The organism is Coprococcus ammoniilyticus (genome assembly GCF_025567345.1).
GTDB classification, from domain to species: Bacteria; Bacillota; Clostridia; order Lachnospirales; family Lachnospiraceae; genus Coprococcus; species Coprococcus ammoniilyticus.
Genome location: NZ_JAOQJS010000003.1, coordinates 120,683 through 141,336, shown reverse-complemented (window position 1 = coordinate 141,336; position 20,654 = coordinate 120,683). Strand labels below are relative to the sequence as shown.

20 protein-coding genes are annotated in these 20,654 nt (G+C 40.2%); all 20 read left to right on the top strand.

Annotated elements, in window-relative coordinates; translation table 11 throughout:
• Positions 1-105 precede the first annotated feature (105 nt).
• Positions 106-2,157, top strand: coding sequence for an ATP-binding protein (locus OCV60_RS05285; protein WP_021944897.1), 2,052 nt, complete (start codon positions 106-108; stop codon positions 2,155-2,157).
• Positions 2,158-2,907: 750 nt separating this feature from the next.
• Positions 2,908-3,228, top strand: coding sequence for a helix-turn-helix domain-containing protein (locus tag OCV60_RS05280; RefSeq protein WP_262529651.1), 321 nt, complete (start codon positions 2,908-2,910; stop codon positions 3,226-3,228).
• A 168-nt stretch (positions 3,229-3,396) separates the two neighbouring features.
• Complete coding sequence (gene fic / locus OCV60_RS05275; protein ID WP_262529649.1) at positions 3,397-4,002, top strand: protein adenylyltransferase Fic; 606 nt, start codon at positions 3,397-3,399, stop codon at positions 4,000-4,002.
• A 25-nt stretch (positions 4,003-4,027) separates the two neighbouring features.
• Entirely contained in the window at positions 4,028-6,109 is a 2,082-nt protein-coding gene (locus tag OCV60_RS05270; protein WP_262529647.1) for a hypothetical protein, read from the top strand.
• Positions 6,110-6,210: 101 nt separating this feature from the next.
• On the top strand, positions 6,211-7,638 hold the full coding sequence (locus OCV60_RS05265) for an MATE family efflux transporter (RefSeq protein WP_262529645.1): 1,428 nt from the start codon (positions 6,211-6,213) through the stop codon (positions 7,636-7,638).
• 130 nt (positions 7,639-7,768) lie between these two features.
• Positions 7,769-8,587: a hypothetical protein gene (locus tag OCV60_RS05260; RefSeq protein ID WP_021944771.1), complete on the top strand. Its 819-nt coding sequence runs from the start codon at positions 7,769-7,771 to the stop codon at positions 8,585-8,587.
• A gap of 156 nt (positions 8,588-8,743) precedes the next feature.
• Positions 8,744-9,004 carry a hypothetical protein gene (locus OCV60_RS05255; protein ID WP_021944770.1) on the top strand — a complete coding sequence of 87 codons (261 nt, stop codon included), beginning with the start codon at positions 8,744-8,746 and terminating at the stop codon, positions 9,002-9,004.
• 146 nt (positions 9,005-9,150) lie between these two features.
• Positions 9,151-9,588 (top strand): RrF2 family transcriptional regulator, encoded by a 438-nt coding sequence (locus OCV60_RS05250; protein ID WP_021944769.1) that lies wholly within the window; start codon positions 9,151-9,153, stop codon positions 9,586-9,588.
• 66 nt (positions 9,589-9,654) lie between these two features.
• On the top strand, positions 9,655-9,846 hold the full coding sequence (locus tag OCV60_RS05245) for a hypothetical protein (RefSeq protein WP_262529642.1): 192 nt from the start codon (positions 9,655-9,657) through the stop codon (positions 9,844-9,846).
• Positions 9,847-10,054: 208 nt separating this feature from the next.
• Positions 10,055-11,083 carry a stage III sporulation protein AA gene (gene spoIIIAA / locus OCV60_RS05240; RefSeq protein ID WP_416810451.1) on the top strand — a complete coding sequence of 343 codons (1,029 nt, stop codon included), beginning with the start codon at positions 10,055-10,057 and terminating at the stop codon, positions 11,081-11,083.
• An 18-nt stretch (positions 11,084-11,101) separates the two neighbouring features.
• A complete protein-coding gene (locus OCV60_RS05235; RefSeq protein WP_021944767.1) occupies positions 11,102-11,629 on the top strand; it encodes a stage III sporulation protein AB in 528 nt (175 codons plus the stop codon).
• Positions 11,630-11,644: 15 nt separating this feature from the next.
• Positions 11,645-11,845, top strand: a complete 201-nt coding sequence (gene spoIIIAC / locus OCV60_RS05230; RefSeq protein ID WP_008401466.1) for a stage III sporulation protein AC — start codon at positions 11,645-11,647, stop codon at positions 11,843-11,845.
• Positions 11,846-11,857: 12 nt separating this feature from the next.
• Positions 11,858-12,244 carry a SpoIIIAC/SpoIIIAD family protein gene (locus OCV60_RS05225; protein WP_021944766.1) on the top strand — a complete coding sequence of 129 codons (387 nt, stop codon included), beginning with the start codon at positions 11,858-11,860 and terminating at the stop codon, positions 12,242-12,244.
• Positions 12,245-12,248: 4 nt separating this feature from the next.
• Positions 12,249-13,394: a stage III sporulation protein AE gene (locus OCV60_RS05220; protein WP_262529640.1), complete on the top strand. Its 1,146-nt coding sequence runs from the start codon at positions 12,249-12,251 to the stop codon at positions 13,392-13,394.
• 102 nt (positions 13,395-13,496) lie between these two features.
• On the top strand, positions 13,497-13,982 hold the full coding sequence (locus tag OCV60_RS05215; protein WP_021944764.1) for a stage III sporulation protein AF: 486 nt from the start codon (positions 13,497-13,499) through the stop codon (positions 13,980-13,982).
• A gap of 45 nt (positions 13,983-14,027) precedes the next feature.
• On the top strand, positions 14,028-14,681 hold the full coding sequence (locus tag OCV60_RS05210) for a stage III sporulation protein AG (RefSeq protein WP_021944763.1): 654 nt from the start codon (positions 14,028-14,030) through the stop codon (positions 14,679-14,681).
• Between the two features lie 16 nt (positions 14,682-14,697).
• Positions 14,698-15,435: a SpoIIIAH-like family protein gene (locus OCV60_RS05205; RefSeq protein WP_021944762.1), complete on the top strand. Its 738-nt coding sequence runs from the start codon at positions 14,698-14,700 to the stop codon at positions 15,433-15,435.
• Positions 15,436-16,145: 710 nt separating this feature from the next.
• Positions 16,146-18,203 (top strand): Ig-like domain-containing protein, encoded by a 2,058-nt coding sequence (locus tag OCV60_RS05200; protein WP_021944761.1) that lies wholly within the window; start codon positions 16,146-16,148, stop codon positions 18,201-18,203.
• Between the two features lie 46 nt (positions 18,204-18,249).
• On the top strand, positions 18,250-20,325 hold the full coding sequence (locus tag OCV60_RS05195) for an Ig-like domain-containing protein (protein WP_262529638.1): 2,076 nt from the start codon (positions 18,250-18,252) through the stop codon (positions 20,323-20,325).
• A gap of 20 nt (positions 20,326-20,345) precedes the next feature.
• On the top strand, positions 20,346-20,654 hold a 309-nt coding region (locus OCV60_RS05190), incomplete at its 3' end, for an Ig-like domain-containing protein (RefSeq protein WP_262529636.1).

Genomic DNA, 20,654 nt, shown 5'->3' with positions numbered 1-20,654 from the left:
GATAAATAAACACTGAATTTTCCAATTATGAATGTTTGGATAAAACTAATTGTTTAGTTGAGAAAAATATAATTATGATAAGTTTAGATAGGGGGATATATAACTATGAATACTCAAATAGGATTTGCTACAATAAAAGGAAAACCAATAGATATAAAGGGAAATGTATCGATGATAAGAGCCATAAAAACGTTGGCTAAATTTGGGTTGATTACATTTTCAAGAGTAATACAATTTAAAAGTTCGGGATATCCTGTATGTTTTTTTAAACCTACGGAAGTAATGAAAAGTATGTATAATTTGGGAAATGAAATTCTAGTAGTATGTTGTACGGATGGAATGAAAGATTTTAAAAGTAGAACAAAAGATTTCATAGACTATATGTTGGTAACGAATACAGAATTTAAAAATAGATTAGATAAAGTAACTTGTTTTCTTATAGATGGGGATATAGATATAGTAAATATTATAAAAAGGGATAGAGTTGAAAATCCAGATGCCAGACTTATTGTTCCTTTTTATATAGAAGAACTAAATAATTCTTTTGATGAAAATACATTGAGCAATAGAATGAGAGAATTTTTATATGAGAAAGATTTATTTGGTATAGCGAGTCCTTTAAAAAATGACATGTTATTTTTTGGAAAAGATAGAACTAATATTATATCTGAATTGTATGCGCGATATAAACAGGGAGAGGCTGGGGGCTTGTTTGGATTGAGAAGAATAGGAAAAACATCAATCCTTAATTTGTTGAAACTTCGTGTAGATGATTCTGGTGGTATTGCAGTTTATTTTGATTGTTCTGGATTACATCATCACAGATGGAATGAATTATTGAAATATATTATTATAGATATTGTTGATCAGTATGCTGGTTATAATACTGAAGATGAAAGAGAAAGTGAATATAGCAAAATTAATTTTGACTTAGGAGAAGACAGATACAATGAAAAGAATGCTGTGCAAAGTTTTCATAATGATATAAGTAGAATATATAATATATTTGGGAAAAACCGGATTCTCGTTATATTAGATGAGATTGAGAGTATAAGTTTCTCGACTTCGCCTGCAAAGTGGTGGAGAGAGGAAAATGATTCGTTATATTTTTGGCAGACTATACGAGCATTGTTGCAAATGCATAGTGAATATTTAGCATTTACCATTGCTGGAGTTAATCCAATGTGCGTTGAAACCCCATTGATAAATGGGTATGATAATCCTATATTTGGAATGATAAACCCAATATATACTACTCTTTTTGAATATGATGATATAAAAAATATGATATCAAGTATAGGAGGAAGATTGGGTATATCTTTTGAAGACACCGTGTATGGTAAATTGATGGAGGATTATGGCGGACATCCATTTTTAACTCGACAAGTTTGTAGCAAAATAAATAATGATTTAAATGCCAGACATGTAAGGCGCCCAACAGTAGTTACAAGGAATAGTTATTCATTAAAATGTGATGAATATAAACAAGGAATGACAAGTGTGATTGAACAGATTCTTGGAGTAATAGAGAATTATTATCCAGGAGAATTTGAGTTGCTGAAAAGACTTGCATTAGATGGACGAGAATCATTTAGAAAAGAAATAGCATTAGGAAATATAGGAATACAGCATTTAATTGGATATTGTATAATAGAAAAAGAAAATGGCGAATATTTTATACGAATAAAATCTATTGAAGATTATATAAAAAGTAAATTTGTGTATGATGCAACATTGACAGAACAAAAAGATAAGAGGGCAAGGATTAATATTAGAAGGGATAATATAGAAGAAGGATTACGAGAATTAATACAGTTTTCGCTAAAATCCAAGTATGGGAAAAAAGCAAAAGACCAATTGATAGCAATGGTTGATAAAACAACGCAGGATTCAACTCAGAAAACAAAAATGATTAATGCGGTTAGTTTAAAAGATGCGATCCAAGAATTATATTTTTCACAGATAAAAATTATTATGGAAAAAGATTGGAAATATTATGAGAAATTATTTCCTGATAAAACCAAATTTGAAGCATATATGGATGTTTTGAATAAATCAAGATCGGCTGGGGCACATACAAGAACTATATCTGCAGATGATGAAGTAATATATAATATTGCGTTTGATTTTTTTGAGGAAGCAATAAAGGAAGATTAGAATTATGTATGCGATAAATTGTAGAATAGCATAAATGGAAAATGATTACTGTATGATGTAAAGATATTACAAAATTAAATTATATGTTCGGTATTGAAACAATTAAAGCATATATGATTCGTGACAGACAATGGTGAAAATGGTTTAAGTTGTAAGAACAAAATAGATGCATTTAGAAAAAGTGCTGAAAAACGACTATTCAAAAAACTTGTTAGGTTATTCATAATGATGCAATATATTTATTTTGAGAAACTGAGGTTAAGCCAGAATTTGATAAGCTTTCGATGAGTAAAATATTTTGATGATACTTTTACATTTACTCAATTAGAAGCAAAATTGAAAGTACTTGGAAAGGAAGGATATGATTAGTTAATTAATGAATTTTAGAAAAGTGCTTATGTGGTATATATTTTTCAAAAGAATATTATGCCAGTGTAGCATTATTAAATGATATGGGTGGTGCGACTTGGGCGTTGAAATATTAATGAACAGAGCTAATATTTCCAGGATTTTTATTTGAGCAATTAGATGATAATAGAACATTAAAATATAAGGGATTATTCAGAATAGTCATAATCTCATAAACACAAATAAACATAAATATGTATGAAAAATGAAAAAAGTAATATGCTATTAGATTTCAAAGAAATTTGTTATTGAAGGAATTTTTTAGTTAAAAATATTACCTATAAGTAATTTTATGCTAAAAAAGATTACTGAATGAAATACGGAGGAATATGAGTCATGGGAATGGCAGAGAAGATAGCAAAGGCAAAACCAACCAGTTGGGTAGTGGATGGTTTGTCAAAAACGGATTTAAAATCGACTGTTGAACTGGCCAGAATTTTTGCAACAATTGAGAGAAAACGACTTGATAAGGGAATGACGCAGAAAGAGTTTGCAACTTTTATGGGCGTCACTCAGGGAATGGTATCAAAGTGGGAGAGCAGAGATTATAATTTTACGATTTGGTCTTTGAATGAGATATGTGAAAAAGTGGAACTTGATTTGTGTGTTGAACTTGAAGACAGATATTCGGCAAATGATTATACATTGATCAAGACAAATTAGAAATATTTCATTCTTTATAATTTAAATGTTGAATAGAAGAATATACGAATTATGCTATAATAAATATAGCAGAATGTTTCTGGTGCATATGCAAACAGAATATAATTGTTATATGTTGCAGCAGCAAAATTATAATACATTTTATAATATAACAGGAAAGGATATCTGATGGCTTTAGAAAATAAACTTAATATTACGGATTCTACAGAACTGGCTAGAATGGAAGAAAAGATTAGCAAGAAAAAAGCCGTAGAATTATTTGAAAATGGATATCTGGATGCTTATGAAGCTGGATCTTTTCAGATGCTGGCGGCAATTCATAGATATTTATTTGATGAAATCTATGATTTTGCAGGCAAAATAAGAAACGTAAATATTGCAAAAGGTAATTTCAGATATGCTCCGGTTATGTATTTGCAGGCAGCAATAGAAAATGTTGAGAAGATGCCACAGTCAACATTTGATGAGATTATAGAAAAATATGTAGAGATGAATGTTGTGCATCCATTTCGAGAAGGAAATGGACGAAGCACACGAATATGGCTGAATTTAATTTTGAAGAGAGAGCTGAAAAAGGTAATTGACTGGAGTACAGTTGATAAAGAAGATTATTTGCTCGCTATGGAGAGAAGCTCAATTAAAGATATTGAGATAAAGTATATCTTAAAACAGGCTTTGACAGATAGGATTGATGATAGAGAAGTGTATATGAAGGGTATAGATCATAGTTATTATTATGAAGGTTATACGATATATAAGGCAGAAGATTTATAAAAAGTAGAAAAAACAAAGGACAACCATGCAACCAAACACCAAAACATTCAACAACCTATATCAGGCCGCATTAAAATTAGCTGCCCAGTTCCGCACCCACACATGGCTGGATAATAATCGGTTAATAGATGAATGCGAAGTAGCTATAAAAAGTCTGGCGCCATTCATCGACGACGGGAAAACAAATAATATAGACAAGCGGGAAGAGGCCAGAGAAAAGGCGTATGAAGGAATCTGGTTCCGGAGTATTGATTTTCGCCAGGTGATTGTGCAGTTACAGCTTGAGGAAGCAATAAATCATATGGATCTGCAGCTTGAGATGGAAATTCTTGGACATATGCTGGCATATCTGCCCAATGGAACCTATTTCAAGATGGATGATCTGCCGCAGGTCATGGAGGCTGCCGGACATCTTTATAAGGCATCGAAAAAGGCAAATAAGCAATATGCGCCAAAGGTATCAGAAGAGACAAAAGTTTTGATCGGATCAATAAAGAATCTGATAAATGAAGGATTTTCATTTCATATTGTAAATGGGGAACCGGAGTTTGATGGGGATTCTGAGCAGAGGCTGGTTGCGAAATTGGAAAGACGGGTAAAAGAGCTTGGCGGAATGTATGTGATCCGGCAGTTATTTGATCGGGAGATATCTGCCCGGTATCATGAGAGGCTCGGAAGATATCTGATCTATCGGAATAAAAGATCGCTTGGCGAAAGAAAAACGATCAGAACAAGAACCCCATATCAGTATTTGCTGCAGTTGTCTTTAAAATATCTTAAATCAGAATTCATATTTACAGACGCATATAGAGAGCATAGATATCAGGAGTTGATCCAACTGGCACAGGATTATCTGGAAGTCCTGCAGCTTCAGGGATATATGGTATGGGAGGATGTCTATGCAGAGATAGAGGATTTCCCATATAAGCTGGCAAAAAATCTTTGCTTTGAAAAGTTATGTATACCAAGACAATATCATCCGGAGTATGTCAGACTTCTTTTAAAGAATATGCTGGAACCGTGCTATGGCGCAGGCAGAGAGAAGGTAAGAGTCTATTCATTTTGCAATTATCTGGAATTTGCCATGTATGTGATGGAAGAGGCAAAGGGACCGAGGATATTTAAAAGGGAGGAACTGGCAGACCGGCTTGGCATCAGTTCATACAAATTAGACCAGATCCTGCAGGATGTTGCAATGGATGCGGAACTTGTAAATGTTGATTTTTCTTATTATCTGGATGCGACAACTAGTTGGAAGAAGCCGTTTGTCCGATTGGATACTGATACATATTTCTGTCTGGATGGCAGAATGGAAGGGTATGCGTTTTATGAAGTGATGTTTCAGATCATATATGCGAAACGAGGCTCGGTGTTCAGCAAACATCAAGGCAAACTTCTGGAGCAAATGGTTTATCGGATGTTTCGTGAGAAGCATTTTCCATATATCACAGGGGAGTATAGACAGGATGGAGATCTGCCGGAACGGGATTGCGATATGATCTTGGAAGGAAACGAGCGGGTGATGTTTGTGGAACTCAAGAAATGTCCGCTTCCGGGCAGTTATGAGCAGGCAAATGATGTGGATGTTCTTAGCGCACTTGGTGCGGGGATGCTGTATGCACAGGAACAGATCCTATGGCATAAGCTCCGTTTAAAAGAGAAAGGCGTACTTGCCCTATACGACAAAGAGGGAAATCATATACAGGATTATACACCGGGGAAGAAACCGGTTATTGCAATGAGTATCTGTATGCCGGAGTACGATTTCCTGACGGACCGGATGATGACTGAGACATTTTTAGAGAGCATATTGCGTGTTACTTATCATGCAATTGACCCGTCGCAGGAAAAGAAGCTGGACAAATTGAATAAACGGACGGAAAATATCCGGATGGTTACAGCAAGGCTGTTTGATGGTATGAAATATACAACCAGAGATGTATTTTATAATTCTCTGTTTCGGAGTCTGCAGCAGGTATGGACGATGCTTCGGGTGTGTGATTCACTGGATGCATTTTTAGATATGAGTGAGACCCAGCTGCTGATGATCACAGGCGCAGGGGATGTCTATGTGGATATATTAAATGCGCTGAAGCTTAAGGGGTAATATAGTCCTTATCATAATGATTGATACTTGCCTTTCCTTCAATGATAGAGTACAGTAAGAGGAAGTGACTTATAAAGACTTATGAAAAGGACAACAAACAAATGAAAAATAAAAAATCTTTTCTGTATGTGATGTTAACGATTGCATTTCCCATCGCATTACAGAATTTATTAACTACAACAGCCAGTATGGTCGATACGATCATGATTGGAAGGCTGGGAGAGTCGTGCGTGGCAGCAGTTGGTATCTGTTCGCAGATCAGCTCGCTGTTCTTCAGCTGCTACTGGGGATTTGCCAGCGCATCGATCCTGTTTTTCTCCCAGTACTGGGGAGCAGATGATGAAAAGGGAATTAATCGTACATTCGGTATCACTTTCATCTGTATGGCAATCGTAGGATTTGCATTTGCATCCCTTTGTATTATCAGACCGGAATTTTTACTGGGTGTATATACAGATAAAGAAGTATTTATCCAGATCGGAAAGCCATATATGCGGATTGTCGGATGGGCATATCCGCTTCAGGTATTTGCTGTACTTATCAGCTTCCTGCTCCGTTCCACAGAGCGGGTGAAAGCACCACTAATCTGTTCCATCGTAGGACTGGTAGTGAACTTCTGCTTGAACTTCGTGTTGATATATGGTAAATTCGGCGCACCGAAAATGGGGGCTGCCGGTGCGGCAGTCGGAACACTTGCATCTGCGATCATCAATTTAATATTGCTGCTTATCTACCTGCTGCGTTCGGAATGTAAGGTGCGGATTCGTCTGAGTCAGATGTTCTTATTCCATGGCGGATTTATCAGGGTATATCTGGCAAATGCATTTCCAATCCTCTGTAACGAATTGTTTTATGGAGTTGGACAAATGCTGATCAATATCGTGATCGGACACCAGAATGAATCTGCGATCGCCGCCATGGCAGCTTTCCGTGTATGCGAGGGCTTTGTTTATGCATTTTTTGGCGGCTTATCAAATGCAACCAGCGTTGTGATCGGACAGTCTGTCGGTGCCGGTGACCATAAGGGGGCATATCGGTTTATGAAGCGGTCGGCATTGTTCTGCCCGGCAGTTACTTTCGGAATCGTGTTGATCTGTGCGTTATTACATGAACCATTGTTTGGCTTATTTGGACTGGGTGATCAGGCACTTCGGTATGGCATGTATATGTTATACATTTACTTGTTCTTCGGTGCGGTTCGAACCTGTAACTATATTATGAATGAGGGATACCGGGCAGCAGGCGAGACGAGAGTCGGAACCTATGTGGAGATTGGCGGTTTATTCTTAGTCAGCGTTCCGGCAACGTGGATCGCAGGTATGGTCTTACATCTGCCTTTCCTCGCGGTATTTTCATTTGTATATACGGATGAACTGGTGCGCCTGGCAATCGAGCTTGCCTATACCAGATCAGGCAAATGGGTGAAGCCGGTTACAGAAGCCGGAAGAAAGACTTTGCCGGAGTTCAAAGATTGGTTAAAGAACCGTAACAATCGTAAACGAAATGCAACATCTATAAAGAATAATTAAGCTGACAAAATCAGATAACGGACATATACTTTGTATATTCGAAAAACAGCCGAAGAAAAGCATTGTGATGAGATTCACAATAAGAATTCCAGAAACGTATTTACAGATGAATGCAGGAGGATTGTAAGGTATGAGAAAGAATAGAACCAGGTCGGGAAAGATTATGACGGTAGCACTTGCGGCAACATTTGCAGTTAGTTTGCTGGCAGGATGCAATGGCGCAGACTCAGAGTCAACAGAAAAGAACAAAGGAACAACCGAGGTATCAACCGAAGCAACGACAGAGAAGACGGAAGCACAGGCAACAGAGGCAGCCAGTACAGAAGCCGGGATGGAAGCGCAGACAACAGAGGCAGCCAGCACAGAAGCTAAGACTGAGACACAGACCACTGAAGCGGCTTCTTCCGAAGAAGATGCCGGTGCTACAGAGGTAGGTACTTCTACAGCAGAATTACAGGAAGAAGCTGTATCCGCTCTGCCTGGTACATATCCGATAGACATGATCTTTAGCAGTGGAGCCGGTGGATGGAGTACAACATTAACATTATCACAGGATGGATCATTTACAGGAGCATTTTCTGATTCCGAAATGGGAGAACGAGATGAGAATGAATACCCAAATGGAACCGTATATGTTTGTAATTTCAGCGGACAGTTCAAAGATATCAAGAAGGTAAACGATTATACATATTCGATGACTCTGGATAGCGTGAAAGTAGCAGAAGATGAGGAAAAAATCGAAGATGGTATCCGTTATAAAGCGGGTGAACCATCCGGCATGGACAGTGGAACGGAGATCTATTTCTACACTCCGGATGCACCTGTCTCAGAATTGCCGGAAGCATTCCTTTCCTGGTGGCAGGAAAGTGCTGATGGATCAGCAACACTTGACTGTTATGCAATCTATAATAAATCCGCGGATTCCGGATTTTTTGAGTACGCAAAGTAAGTACTGCAAATGAAGAGATCATTAAGAAGATGAAAGAGAAAATATAATACAATGAAAAAGGCTTTGCCTGAAACAGCAGGCTCTTTGGGGATATAAAGAGAGCAGCTGTTTTGGACAAAGTCTTTTTTATGGTTCAGGATAAACGAGGTGAAGTAAATGGGAAGCAATACATATAAGGATCTTCAGAACTCACATCCGTGTTTTGGAGGACAGAAAAATAATGCCGGGCGGATTCATATGCCGGTGAGTCCGGGATGCAACATCGGATGCCGTTTTTGTGAGCGGACGATCAATGATGTGGAGGAGCGACCGGGCGTAACATCAAAGGTGATCATACAGAAGCAGGCTGTTGTGGTGGACATGGTGGTCATAGTGGCTGTGGATGTGGAACACCGGATGGATTGCCATAAAAAATAAATTTGTACTTGATAAAACCTATAGAAATAGTATACTATAATGCAAAATGATAATTTATCATGTTTGCAGAAAAAGTAGATGAGATTCAGATGATGTACAGATGTATGGAATCATTTGAATCAGATAACAACGACAGGGAGGTCAAGATGAAGATATCAACAAAAGGAAGATATGCGATAAAACTGATGTTGGATCTGGCCACCTATTATAATGGTGAGCCGGTTAAGATAAAGGATATTGCAAGAAGACAGCATATTTCAGACAAATATCTGGAGCAGATCGTTGCAATATTAAATAAGGCATCACTGGTAAAAAGTATCCGTGGAGCGCGTGGAGGATACATGTTATATGCTTCACCGGAGAATTATACGGTGAGGCAGATATTAGAAACGGTAGAAGGAAGTCTGGCACCTGCTGACTGTGTAGGCGCTAACGCAGCCTATTGCGAAAACAGAAGTATGTGTGTCAGTGTACTGATCTGGGAGAAACTTGACCAGGCAATACAGGATGTATTAGAGGGCATCACATTAGCCGATCTCGTCGATTGGCAAAACAACCTGATGGTAGATCAGTACGTCATTTAATAATTATAAAATAACGAACCTAAAGAGAGGTAGCAAACATGGCAAACGTTCAATATTCCAGTGTGCGTGAGAGCAGGCTCGGCAGGGTCAACAGATCAACAGTATGGCAGCAGCAATGACCGCGAAGTGGCATTGACAAAGGATTGCCAGTTTATACTGACCTCCTTCCCGATGAATGAACGGCTGGTATTTAACCGGACATATGCGGGATATCGGGGAAGCCTGACTTTTACCGAAGATTTATACGATAATCTGTAAAAGCAGATACCACATTTCACTCTGAAAAATTCAGAAAGAAATGTGGTATTTTTTTGTTCTAATTTTCATTTGTCATGCATACATTATAACTATCAGAAGTGTGTAACAGCCTACTTTAGGTATCAGATCATATCAGAAAAGCAGATGCTTTTCGAGTATTGGCAGATGATGGAACTGACAGGTGAAAATGGTTACAGATGACATATGCATGAGGTGGATCAGTTTGGAAAAAAGCAGAGAGAATGAAATATTGAAGATATTATCCGTAGCGTTAAGGAGAATATTTTCGAGTGAGATATATGATTATAACAAGCTTCAGGAGATAAGGCTTAGGATGAATGAACCCTTGATCGTGATCTATGATAATCGGGAATATTTTGTGACGGAGAAGGGAAAGCGAACCACAGAATGTAAGAAAGCATATATGGTAGCACCTGCCGATATAAGGGAAACGCTGGAATATATCAGTAACTATTCACTCTATGCATATGAGGATGAGATCCGGCAGGGATTTATAACGATTCAAGGGGGACATCGTGTAGGGCTTGCAGGAAAAGTCATTCTGGAATCTGGAATGATCAAGAGTGTCAGACATATATCATTTATCAATATCCGTTTGTCACATCAGGTTAAGGGATGCTGTAAGAAGGTTCTTCCGTACATAATAAATGGAAATGAGACATTTCATACACTGATCATTTCCCCACCGCGATGTGGCAAAACCACACTTCTTAGAGATATGATCCGGATGTTGTCGGATGGATTTCCAGGATTCAAAGGAAATACTATCGGTGTCGTAGATGAACGATCTGAGATCGGAGCCTGTTATAAAGGCGTACCACAAAATGATATCGGCATACGGACGGATATTCTTGACTGTTGTCCAAAATCATATGGAATGCTGATGCTGATCCGTTCGATGTCACCGCAGATCATAGCGGTGGATGAGATTGGCAGCCGGGAAGATATCGATGCGATCTACAGCGTGATCAACTGCGGCTGTAAGCTGATCGCAACCGTACATGGCAATTCCATTGATGATATCAGAAATCGTCCGGGACTTCGGAAGCTGGTCGATGAGAGGATATTTGAACGATATATCGTGCTGAGCAATCGCAAACGGACAGGAGAGATCCGGACGATATTTGACGATCGGGGAAGTGTTCTCTTTATGGCAGAGGATGAACGCCTGACATCGGCATATGAAAATGAAGCGGCTGTAGCAGAACTGTCATAAGTGCAGGGAGGCGTACATATGTTATATATAAAGATTCTTGGAATGCTTCTGGTGGTCGCAGCTTCCTATGGGATAGGAAAGACGATAGGAGTTTATCAAAACCGGCGAGTGGAAGATATCTACGAGCTTCTGATATTTGTCCGGATGGCAAATGGGCATCTGGCATACAGTGCATCGGAGATCACTGAGATCATTCGGGAAGGATCGGATAAAGCAGGGGGAAGGATCGGAGACTGGCTTGCCGGGCTGGCTTTGCAGTTCCGGACGGAAGAATATGCTTCTTCTTTTGAGCAGATCTGGACAGGTAGTATCGGAAGTCTGATGGAACACAGCTATCTGACGGACGCACAGATCGGTGCGGTAAAAGAGCTTGGAAAGTGGCTGTGTTATATGGATGTCGATATGCAGATCAGGAATCTGAAGCTGTGGGAACAGAACATGCAGGCAGAGTATGAGGAACAAAAGGACAGGGCACGCAGGATAAATAAGGTATCCAGATCACTTGGATTACTCGGAGGGATCTTTTTGATAATACTGATAGGGTAAGGGTGGCAGGAGCTTATGACGATACAGTTATTATTGAAGATAGGTGCGGTAGGAATCCTTGTAGCACTGTTGAATCAGATATTAAAGCATTCGGGGAAGGACGAGCTGGCATTCCTGCTGAATCTGGCAGGACTGATTCTTGTACTTTCTTGGATCATTCCATATATCGTAGAATTCTTTAATGACATTATGAAGCTTGTAAATATCGGTGGATAGGGGAGAAAAGGCATGAGTCTTGTTACGGTATGTATGGCATCGGTTCTGGTCGTTTTAGTAGCGATAAAACTAAAGAAAATGAATGCAGAATACAGCACGCTCTTAAGTATTGGAGCGTGTTTATTTATTGTCAGCTTTATCATAGGAAGACTTGGAAATGTACTGGATTCCATCGACCGCATCACCGGATACATCAATATCAATATGGAGTATATATCGATCCTGCTTAAGATGCTTGGCATTTCCTATATCTGTGAATTTGCGACAAATATCTGTAAGGACGCAGGCTATGGTGCGATCGCTTCGCATATTGAGCTTGCCGGACGGGTGACAATGGTGGTGATGAGTCTGCCGATCCTGTTCCATGTGATCGATATGGTTGTTCGTCTGATGGGGTAGAACTATGAGAGGACAAAAAGCGAAAATGATTATAGCAGGCGTAATGGCGTTCACGATCCTATTATCTGTGGTGTGTTTTGGCGGGCAGACCAGCAGGGCAGCTACCTCAGATGTCGATGAGACGGATCTGGGACTTGACGAAAACGCTTTTGACGAGATGGACATGCTGACAGAAGAACAGGCAGGACTCTCTTTTCGGGAGGTCGTATCCTATATACGAAACGGAGACCTTCAGGGACTGCTTGACTATAGTCTGAAAACCATACAGCAGACACTTACAGGAGAGATAAAAAGCAATAATCGCCTGCTCCTTCAGCTTCTTGCCGTTGTCATTCTGGGTTCGGTGTTCACGAATCTGTCCGGAAAGTTTGGAAAGATGGTAGGTGGAAACGGCTTCTTTGTCACCTATCTGATGGTGGTATCCATCCTGCTCGGAATGTTTGCGATCGTTTCCAATATAGCGGTGTCGGCAGTCTCGGATCTTACGGATCTGATGATCACTTTTATACCTGCTTATACGTTGGCTGTCTCCTATACAAATGGTGCAGGCACGGCAGAATTTACCTATCAGATCACGATGCTGATCATTTTTCTGTGTGAGAAGGTGATTATTCAGATCGTATTTCCGCTTGCCAAATGCAGTGGGGTGGTCGGACTGGTGAATAAGTTAAATGCCGAGGATCATTTTTCAAGGACAGTTACATTGTTGAGGAATATTGCAGGATGGATCCTGAAAACCATGTTTGCAGTTGTAACCGGAATGAATGTGATAAAGGGTGTGATCGTTCCATCTGTGGACAAGCTGGAACGAAATGCCGTCTTAAAAGCGTTCGGGATGCTGCCGGGGGGAAATACGGTTAAGAACGTCTCGGATATCCTGCTCGGTTCGGGTATGGTTTTGAAAAATGCTATCGGAATTGCGGGCGCGGTCGTCGTATTGCTGGCAGTGCTTCTGCCGGTTACCAAAATCGCGGTGATCTATCTGACTCTCCGTATCGTATCCGCATTTGTGCAGCCCTTGGGAGATAAACGGTTTTCCGACGGCATTAACATTATGGCACAGACCATCGGTTTGATGCTGCGTGGCATCTGGTGTGCTTCCTTTTTATTTATCATCTCCCTCACACTTATGACGTTGCTTGCGAGGTAGGGGATGGTTATGCATGTGTCTGGATGGAACATTGGTAAGTCAAGTTGTCCATTCAGGCACATGTATAGCCGTTTGGTGGCAATTATTGGAAAGGAGCGCTATATGTTGTTAGCTTGGATCAAAAATATCGTCCTTTTTATATTATTCTCCTCGCTGGTATTTTTCTTGCTTCCGGATGAGAAATACAGAAAATATATGCAGACGGCGGTTGGTTTTGTACTGGCGATCATTGTTCTGACACCTGTATTAAGTGCGGGAGGCTTGAACGACATTCTAAGCTTTGATTATTACTATGAATCTGTTGCAGGCGCACCGGGAAATGGCGATGTTGCATATTATACAGATGTCATGGAGACTATGATCGAAGATCATTTGCGTGATACATTTCAATTGGATAGTAAGGTAACGATTACCTTTGATGAGAGTTATACGGTCACAGCGGTTAAGGTTGATGTTGTTTCTACAACATCAGGCAGCACAACAGATACAACCATGGATGCGGCAAATCTCCGTCAGGAGATCGCAAAAGAATATAAGATCAGTGAGGACAGGATAGAAATATTTGTAAATGGATATCAGACAAAATAACATGTACTAAAAGCGGACATGTTACATATAATGGAGTGAGAGAGCATGGAAGGAATATGGAATAACATCAAACAGAAGCTGCAGGAATTGAAAAAAGACAAAAATGCGGCACTTCGAAAGTGCATGGGAATTTTGCTTGCAGGTATTTGTCTGCTGGTCATTCTCTGGCCGTCTGATAAGGAAAACAGATTTTCCGGACTTGATGCTTTAACCGGAACGAAGCAGGATAAAACGTCTGGTGGAGTGACTGGAAAACAACAGAACGGGGAGGCTGATACGGACAATGGACAGGAAACTTCCGGTGAAATATTATCGGCGAACAGCGGCTATGAAGACTATATAGTATTTCAGGAGGAGAAGTTGCGGGGGATATTGTCTCAGGTGAAGGGCGTCGGAACGGTAAGTGTCATGATCACATTAAAAGATGGCGGTGAAAAAATTATAGAAAAAGATGTGACGAAGTCTGAAAGCGAATCCGACGGCAGCAGCCAGAAAAACAGAAGTGAGGCTTCTGTTATGACAAACGCAGACAGCGGCGAATATCCCTATGTGAGCAAAATACTGGAGCCGGAGATTGAGGGAGTTCTGGTCAGTTGTACGGGGGCTTCCGATCCGACGATTACGATAAAAATAACCGAAGCCGTGCAGGCATTATTTGATGTTCCGGCGCATAAGATAGTTGTATTAGAACAAGAATAAAGCATGGAGGATATGAATGAAGAAAAAAATCTTTAAGAAAAACCGTCTGGTGATATTTGCCCTGTCGGTTATGATCGGAGTTGCAGGCTATCTGAATTTCAATGCAGGAAAAAGAGACGACCTGTTGCGGCAAAAGGCAAAGGAGACAAATGCGGATGCTGAAGTTATCAGCTATGATAGTGAGAAAGCTGACGTTTCCGATACTTCAGAAAAAGAGCTTACAGATCAGGCAAATAAAGAAACGATGGGAGCTGCGGATAATACAGAAGCAGGCGGAGAAGCTGCATCGGAGAATATCGATCCTACATATCTGGAACAGGCGGCTTTAGAGGAAAATGTGGAGTTAAACAGTGATGAAGAAGACATAGGGGAAGCAGTCCTTACCAGTGCACAGGCAATGAGAACGAATCTCGCAACTGCAAAGCTGAACAGGGAGCAGAACCGGGCAAAAAGTAAAGAAGCATTGCTTGCAATCATCAATGATGAAACCATGGACAGCGCAGCAAAAGATGAAGCAGTAAGCAGCTACGTTAAACTTACTGATACGATTGAAAAAGAGACGGATGCGGAAACCGTCTTGACAGCAAAAGGCTATACCGACTGCATCGTAACCGTAAATGATGATACCGTCGATGTTACACTTCCTGTTGCAAACCTGTCCGACACCGAACGGGCACAGGTGGAAGACATCGTAACCAGAAAAACCGGCTACGATGTATCCCAGCTTGTAATAACAGTTGCCGAAGATAAGTAGGAATACACCTGCTAGAATTATGACATAAATATGATGCCCTCTATAAATGACTTGCTGCGCTTTCGACTCAAAGCACATGTCTTATTCGTAAATACTCCTGTGCCAACTCGCCTTCGGCTCAAACAGGCACCCGTATTTACTGACAATGTGCTTTTTCAGTCGAAATGCTCGCAAATGTCATATTATAAAGGGCATCATATTTTTATGTTATAAAGCCCAGCAGGTGTAATTATGATTGACTTCGTAATGTAATTACAAGTTGTGATATGTCACAACGGAAAATAAATAAGTGAGATTAAATTTAAAGATTTGGAGCTTATATATTTTATATAGAAATTAACAGGCACTACAACAAACACCGGAGCCACATTGTAAGATGACATCCGCGAGCATTTCGACAAGAGAAGTAAATTGCCTGTAAATACGGGTGCCTGTTTGAGCCGGAGGCGAGTTGGCACAGGAGTATTTACAAATAGGGCATTTACTTCGAATCGAAAGCACAGCAGGTCATTTACAATGTGGCTCCGGTGTTTGTTGCAGTGCCGTTCGTTTGGTGTAAAACTGCACAAAAACAACTGGATATTTTGTATAAATAGAATGCGTTACCTTGTTTTTATGTTGGGCGTCAGATATAATGAAACTATATGTCTATATAGCAGGAAAAGACGCAGAATAACATAAAAACAAGGTATTTTTACAGGGAGGTATGAATGAAAAACGGAAGAACAACAATGATAAAAAGGATTTTTGTCGTGACTCTGGCATTTGCGGTAGCTGTCTCGATCCTGACAGTGCCGGTACAGGAATCGTATGCAGCCGGTGGCAAGGTAAAAACGGTGGCAGTCACAAACCTGCCGGCAAAACAACTGACACTAAAAAAAGGAAAGACATTTACCTTAAAATCAAAGGTAACAGTAACCGGAAAGGCTTCAAAGAAGGTTACATATAAGACAAGCAATAAAAAGATTGCGACGGTAAATGCAAAAGGTAAGATCACAGCGAAGAAAAAAGGAACCGCTAAGATCTATGTGATCTCAAAGGCAGATAAGAAGAAAAAATGCACGGTCACAGTGACAGTCGGTACACCGGTTACCAAGGTAAAGCTGAACAAGACCAAGTCCACGATGACAATTGGCAAAAAGCAGACCTTAAAGGCAACGGTTACACCGAAGAAAGCCAGCAGCAAGGCAGTCGTATGGAAGTCATCCAATAAGAAGGTTGCAACTGTAACCAGCAAAGGTGTCGTAAAGGCAAAGAAGGAAGGAACCGTTACGATCACAGCAACAGCAAAGGATGGTTCCGGTAAGAAAGCCACCTGTAAGATTACAGTGAAGAAAGCAGCTTCGATCATACCAATCCCGACACCGGAAGAACCACTGATCGTTAAGAGCCTGAATATAGCACAGCCGGATCTGTTAACCATTACATTAACAAAGCAGGCAGCACTCACGGCTTCGGACTTTCAGGTATGGGCAAAGAAATATGAAAGTGCAGACTATCTGAAACAGTATACGATCGGACAGATAACAACAACGGATTCGCTTACTTATAAGATTAAGCTTACAGGAGATTCGGTGTTACAGAAAAACTCCTATATAAAAGTAGTAGTTCCAAAATTAAATCTGTCAAGAGAATGTATCTATCGGGATGAAACTTATACGATAGAAAAATCAGAAACATATGTATACAAACTTGGAGATTCTGTTGATAAGAGTCAGACACTTGGAAAGGGCTACTCCAATTGCTCTGTCAGCGGACTGCCGGCAGGGGTTAAATATCAGATCAAGACAGCTGCTGCCACACGTACACTTAAATTTAACGGTAACGTGACAAAGCAAGGGAAATATACAAGTAAATTAGTCTATGAAGATGAACTTGGTAACAAATTCAGTATGACTATCATCTGGCTGGTTTATGATGGAACGGAACTGCTTGTAAAGGATGCGGAAAAGGTTCTGACAACTGCATGGGGAACTACGCTTCCACAGCTTAAGGTATATGGCGGAAACGGTACTGATACGAGCGATTATACATATGAGATTTTACGAGAAGAAAGTGACAGTGCTGCATTAGCAGTTTCTTCACTCATCAACGGTGGAGCCGGGATACAGGTATCATCCCCAAAACTGTCAACCGGAACCTACAAGCTTCGTATCCGTGCGACAGATAAGACAGACACTTCTATGACAAGCACAGGAACTCTTACACTAAAAATTATAGAAGGCGGTTATTTACAGGGAAAAGTAAAAGATGCAAATGGCGATCCACTGACCAGTTTTCAATTCACTATGAAGAACCAAAATGAATATGCCGAGTATACGGATGAGGTAAGCGGCAGATGGAATGGTGTTAGTAAGGATGGAGTCATTTTAATGGATGATCTGGAAGCCGGTACTTATGATGTTACGGTATCCAGTTATAGTGGAACAGTAGGTACTACTGTTTATAATCTGAAGACTCAGAAAGCGGCATATGGAACAGATGATGTGCATCCGGTCTGGTCATTTGATGTCACACTCCCGGTATATAAGGTTACTATAGAGCTGGACCCGGATGTACCGGATGCAGTGAAAAATATAACCGGTTTTGGCAATTGGCAGGATGTTTCGGATGGAAGTTATTATGGATCGACCAAAACCGTTTATCTGGAAAATGGAACTCATCATTTAACCTGTCGAAAGAGTATAAGTGGTGAAATTTATAATTTTTATCTGGATGTGACGGTGAACGGAAGTAATACGACCGCATATGCATATGTCAAAGAATAAGGTTCGTATGAGAATAGATTAGGGAATCTACAGAAGGAGAGTATAGATGAAAGAAAGACGATATAATTTGTCTGTGAAAAGATTTCTGGCATGGGTGATAGCGATCGCAGTTGCAGTATCCATTCTTACTGTCCCACAGACAGAGAGCTATGCAGCCGGTGGTAAGATCAAAACCATAGCGGTTACGAATCTGCCGGCAAAGCAGTTAACCTTAAAAAAAGGAAAATCCTTTACCTTAAAGACAAAGGTAACAGCGACAGGAAAGATTTCCAAAAAGGTCGCATATAAATCGAGTAACAAGAAAGTTGCAACTGTAAATGCAAAGGGTAAGATCACGGCAAAGAAGAAGGGAACCGCTACGATCACCGTTTACTCCAAAGCAGATAAGAAAAAGACCTGTAAGATCAAGGTGACAGTTGGTACCCCGGTTACAAAGGTGAAGTTAAATAAGACAAAGGCAAACTTAAATGTCGGTAAATCACTGACCTTAAAGACAACCCTTTCACCAAAGAAACCAAGCAATAAAGGAATCATTTGGAAAAGTTCAAATACCAAGGTTGCAACCGTTACGAGCAAAGGTGTCGTAAAGGCAAAGAAAGCGGGAACCACTACGATCACAGCGACAGCAAAGGATGGTTCCGGTAAGAAAGCAGCCTGTAAGATCACTGTAAAGAAAGCAGCGGTGACTCCGGTTGTTCCGGAAGTACCGGTTGTGATCCGGAACGTGGGTATTGTGAATAAAGCAGTGATCCAGGTGACATTAAATAAGGCAAAAATATTACAGACATCGGATTTTGCAGTATCCAGTAAGGTATATGGATACGGGAACTTTGTAAGAAAATGTGTGATTGATCATCTGGAAACAACAAATAACATTACATATAAGCTTTATCTGGACAAACAGGATATTTTTTATAATGGAGATATTGTTCAGGTATCTGTTCCGACATTAAACAGTACAAAAGAACTGACATATCGGACAAAGCCGACAGAGATAACAATAAGATCGGAAGTACGACGTAAGAAAGGAACAGTGGTAGGGACCAGTTCCTTAGATACTTCAGGAGTTTATGATCCGGATGTACAGGGCTATGCTGTATATACAGTAAGCAATCTTCCAACCGGTCTTTCGTATAAGGTGGTAGATGACGCAGACCAATCCGGTTATCTGCAGTTTTATGGTACCTTGAAAGAGACAGGAATCTGGGAGACAAAGGTTGATGTCGTAGATGAATTTGGAAATAAGATTCATTATATCAAGGTATGGAAAGTATATGATGAAAGGGCAGTCATAGCACAGGATATTACAAAATATGGATGCCTGAGTTTTCCAGCTCCAAACAAACCAAATGGAACTTATACAGTAAAGTATGGAGCACAGATAAGTCCTATTGGTGGTAATGGCAGTTACAAATATGAAGTTGTGTCAAAAGCAGATTGTCTGGATTTGGTGATGTCAACAACCGGAGTACAGTATTGTTCGATTGATACAGATCAGGCTGGTGAATATACCATGAAGATAAAGATCTCTGACAGCAGGGATGCCAGTGTTTTCACATACTGTACAGTAACCTTTGTTATAAAGCCGGGAGTCCTGCTCAGTGTTACAGCTACCGATCTGGATGGAAATAAGATCAAATATACCGGTATAGATACTTATTTGTGCAGACTTAAATCCCAGTGGAAGGATAATTCATACAGTGAGATCAGCTATGCACGAGAGGTCGGGGAGATTGAAGATGGAATGGCAATATACAGCTATGTACCGGAAGGAGTCTATGATATCTCGATTGAGGATGAAAGAGGCGGAACAGGAGTCTATGCAAGTGATTACTATGTAAGTGCTGCAGCTACGAATGAAGTTACGTTTGCTCTTCCTGTATATCAGCAGACTGTCGTATCGGATAATACGGATTTTGCAGATCTTAGCGAAATGGGAGAGTGGCAGGATGAGAATGGAGTTGTACAGGGCAAAGGCGGATACCTCTATCTGGCGGTTGGTAATTATACACTGACCGGTACCGCGGAGAAAGATGGTGTGACTTATCAGGCAACTCTTAAGATATCAGTTACAAATACTACACGGGCCAATATGGTAACCGCCCATGTAGTGGCTCAATAAATAAAAGGGGAGACTATTTTATGAAAAAACATACGAAAATGTCAATGCTAAAACGTATCCTGGCAATTGTGATCGCAGCAGCAGTAGCGGTTTCCATACTTACGGTTCCGGATGTGGAAGTAAGTGCGGCAACCGGTAAAGTAAAATCTGTAGCGGTTACAAACCTGCCGGCAAAACAACTGACACTGAAAAAAGGAAAGACATTTACCTTAAAATCAAAGGTAACAGTAACCGGAAAGGCTTCAAAGAAGGTTACATATAAGACAAGCAATAAAAAGATTGCGACGGTAAATGCAAAAGGTAAGATCACAGCGAAGAAAAAAGGAACC

Coding starts and splice junctions, on each gene's coding strand:
- OCV60_RS05285 (WP_021944897.1), top strand. CDS start 106: ATGAATACTCAAATAGGATTTGCTACAATAAAAGGAAAACCAATAGAT.
- OCV60_RS05280 (WP_262529651.1), top strand. CDS start 2,908: ATGGCAGAGAAGATAGCAAAGGCAAAACCAACCAGTTGGGTAGTGGAT.
- fic (WP_262529649.1), top strand. CDS start 3,397: ATGGCTTTAGAAAATAAACTTAATATTACGGATTCTACAGAACTGGCT.
- OCV60_RS05270 (WP_262529647.1), top strand. CDS start 4,028: ATGCAACCAAACACCAAAACATTCAACAACCTATATCAGGCCGCATTA.
- OCV60_RS05265 (WP_262529645.1), top strand. CDS start 6,211: ATGAAAAATAAAAAATCTTTTCTGTATGTGATGTTAACGATTGCATTT.
- OCV60_RS05260 (WP_021944771.1), top strand. CDS start 7,769: ATGAGAAAGAATAGAACCAGGTCGGGAAAGATTATGACGGTAGCACTT.
- OCV60_RS05255 (WP_021944770.1), top strand. CDS start 8,744: ATGGGAAGCAATACATATAAGGATCTTCAGAACTCACATCCGTGTTTT.
- OCV60_RS05250 (WP_021944769.1), top strand. CDS start 9,151: ATGAAGATATCAACAAAAGGAAGATATGCGATAAAACTGATGTTGGAT.
- spoIIIAA (WP_416810451.1), top strand. CDS start 10,055: ATGAGGTGGATCAGTTTGGAAAAAAGCAGAGAGAATGAAATATTGAAG.
- OCV60_RS05235 (WP_021944767.1), top strand. CDS start 11,102: ATGTTATATATAAAGATTCTTGGAATGCTTCTGGTGGTCGCAGCTTCC.
- spoIIIAC (WP_008401466.1), top strand. CDS start 11,645: ATGACGATACAGTTATTATTGAAGATAGGTGCGGTAGGAATCCTTGTA.
- OCV60_RS05225 (WP_021944766.1), top strand. CDS start 11,858: ATGAGTCTTGTTACGGTATGTATGGCATCGGTTCTGGTCGTTTTAGTA.
- OCV60_RS05220 (WP_262529640.1), top strand. CDS start 12,249: ATGAGAGGACAAAAAGCGAAAATGATTATAGCAGGCGTAATGGCGTTC.
- OCV60_RS05215 (WP_021944764.1), top strand. CDS start 13,497: ATGTTGTTAGCTTGGATCAAAAATATCGTCCTTTTTATATTATTCTCC.
- OCV60_RS05210 (WP_021944763.1), top strand. CDS start 14,028: ATGGAAGGAATATGGAATAACATCAAACAGAAGCTGCAGGAATTGAAA.
- OCV60_RS05205 (WP_021944762.1), top strand. CDS start 14,698: ATGAAGAAAAAAATCTTTAAGAAAAACCGTCTGGTGATATTTGCCCTG.
- OCV60_RS05200 (WP_021944761.1), top strand. CDS start 16,146: ATGAAAAACGGAAGAACAACAATGATAAAAAGGATTTTTGTCGTGACT.
- OCV60_RS05195 (WP_262529638.1), top strand. CDS start 18,250: ATGAAAGAAAGACGATATAATTTGTCTGTGAAAAGATTTCTGGCATGG.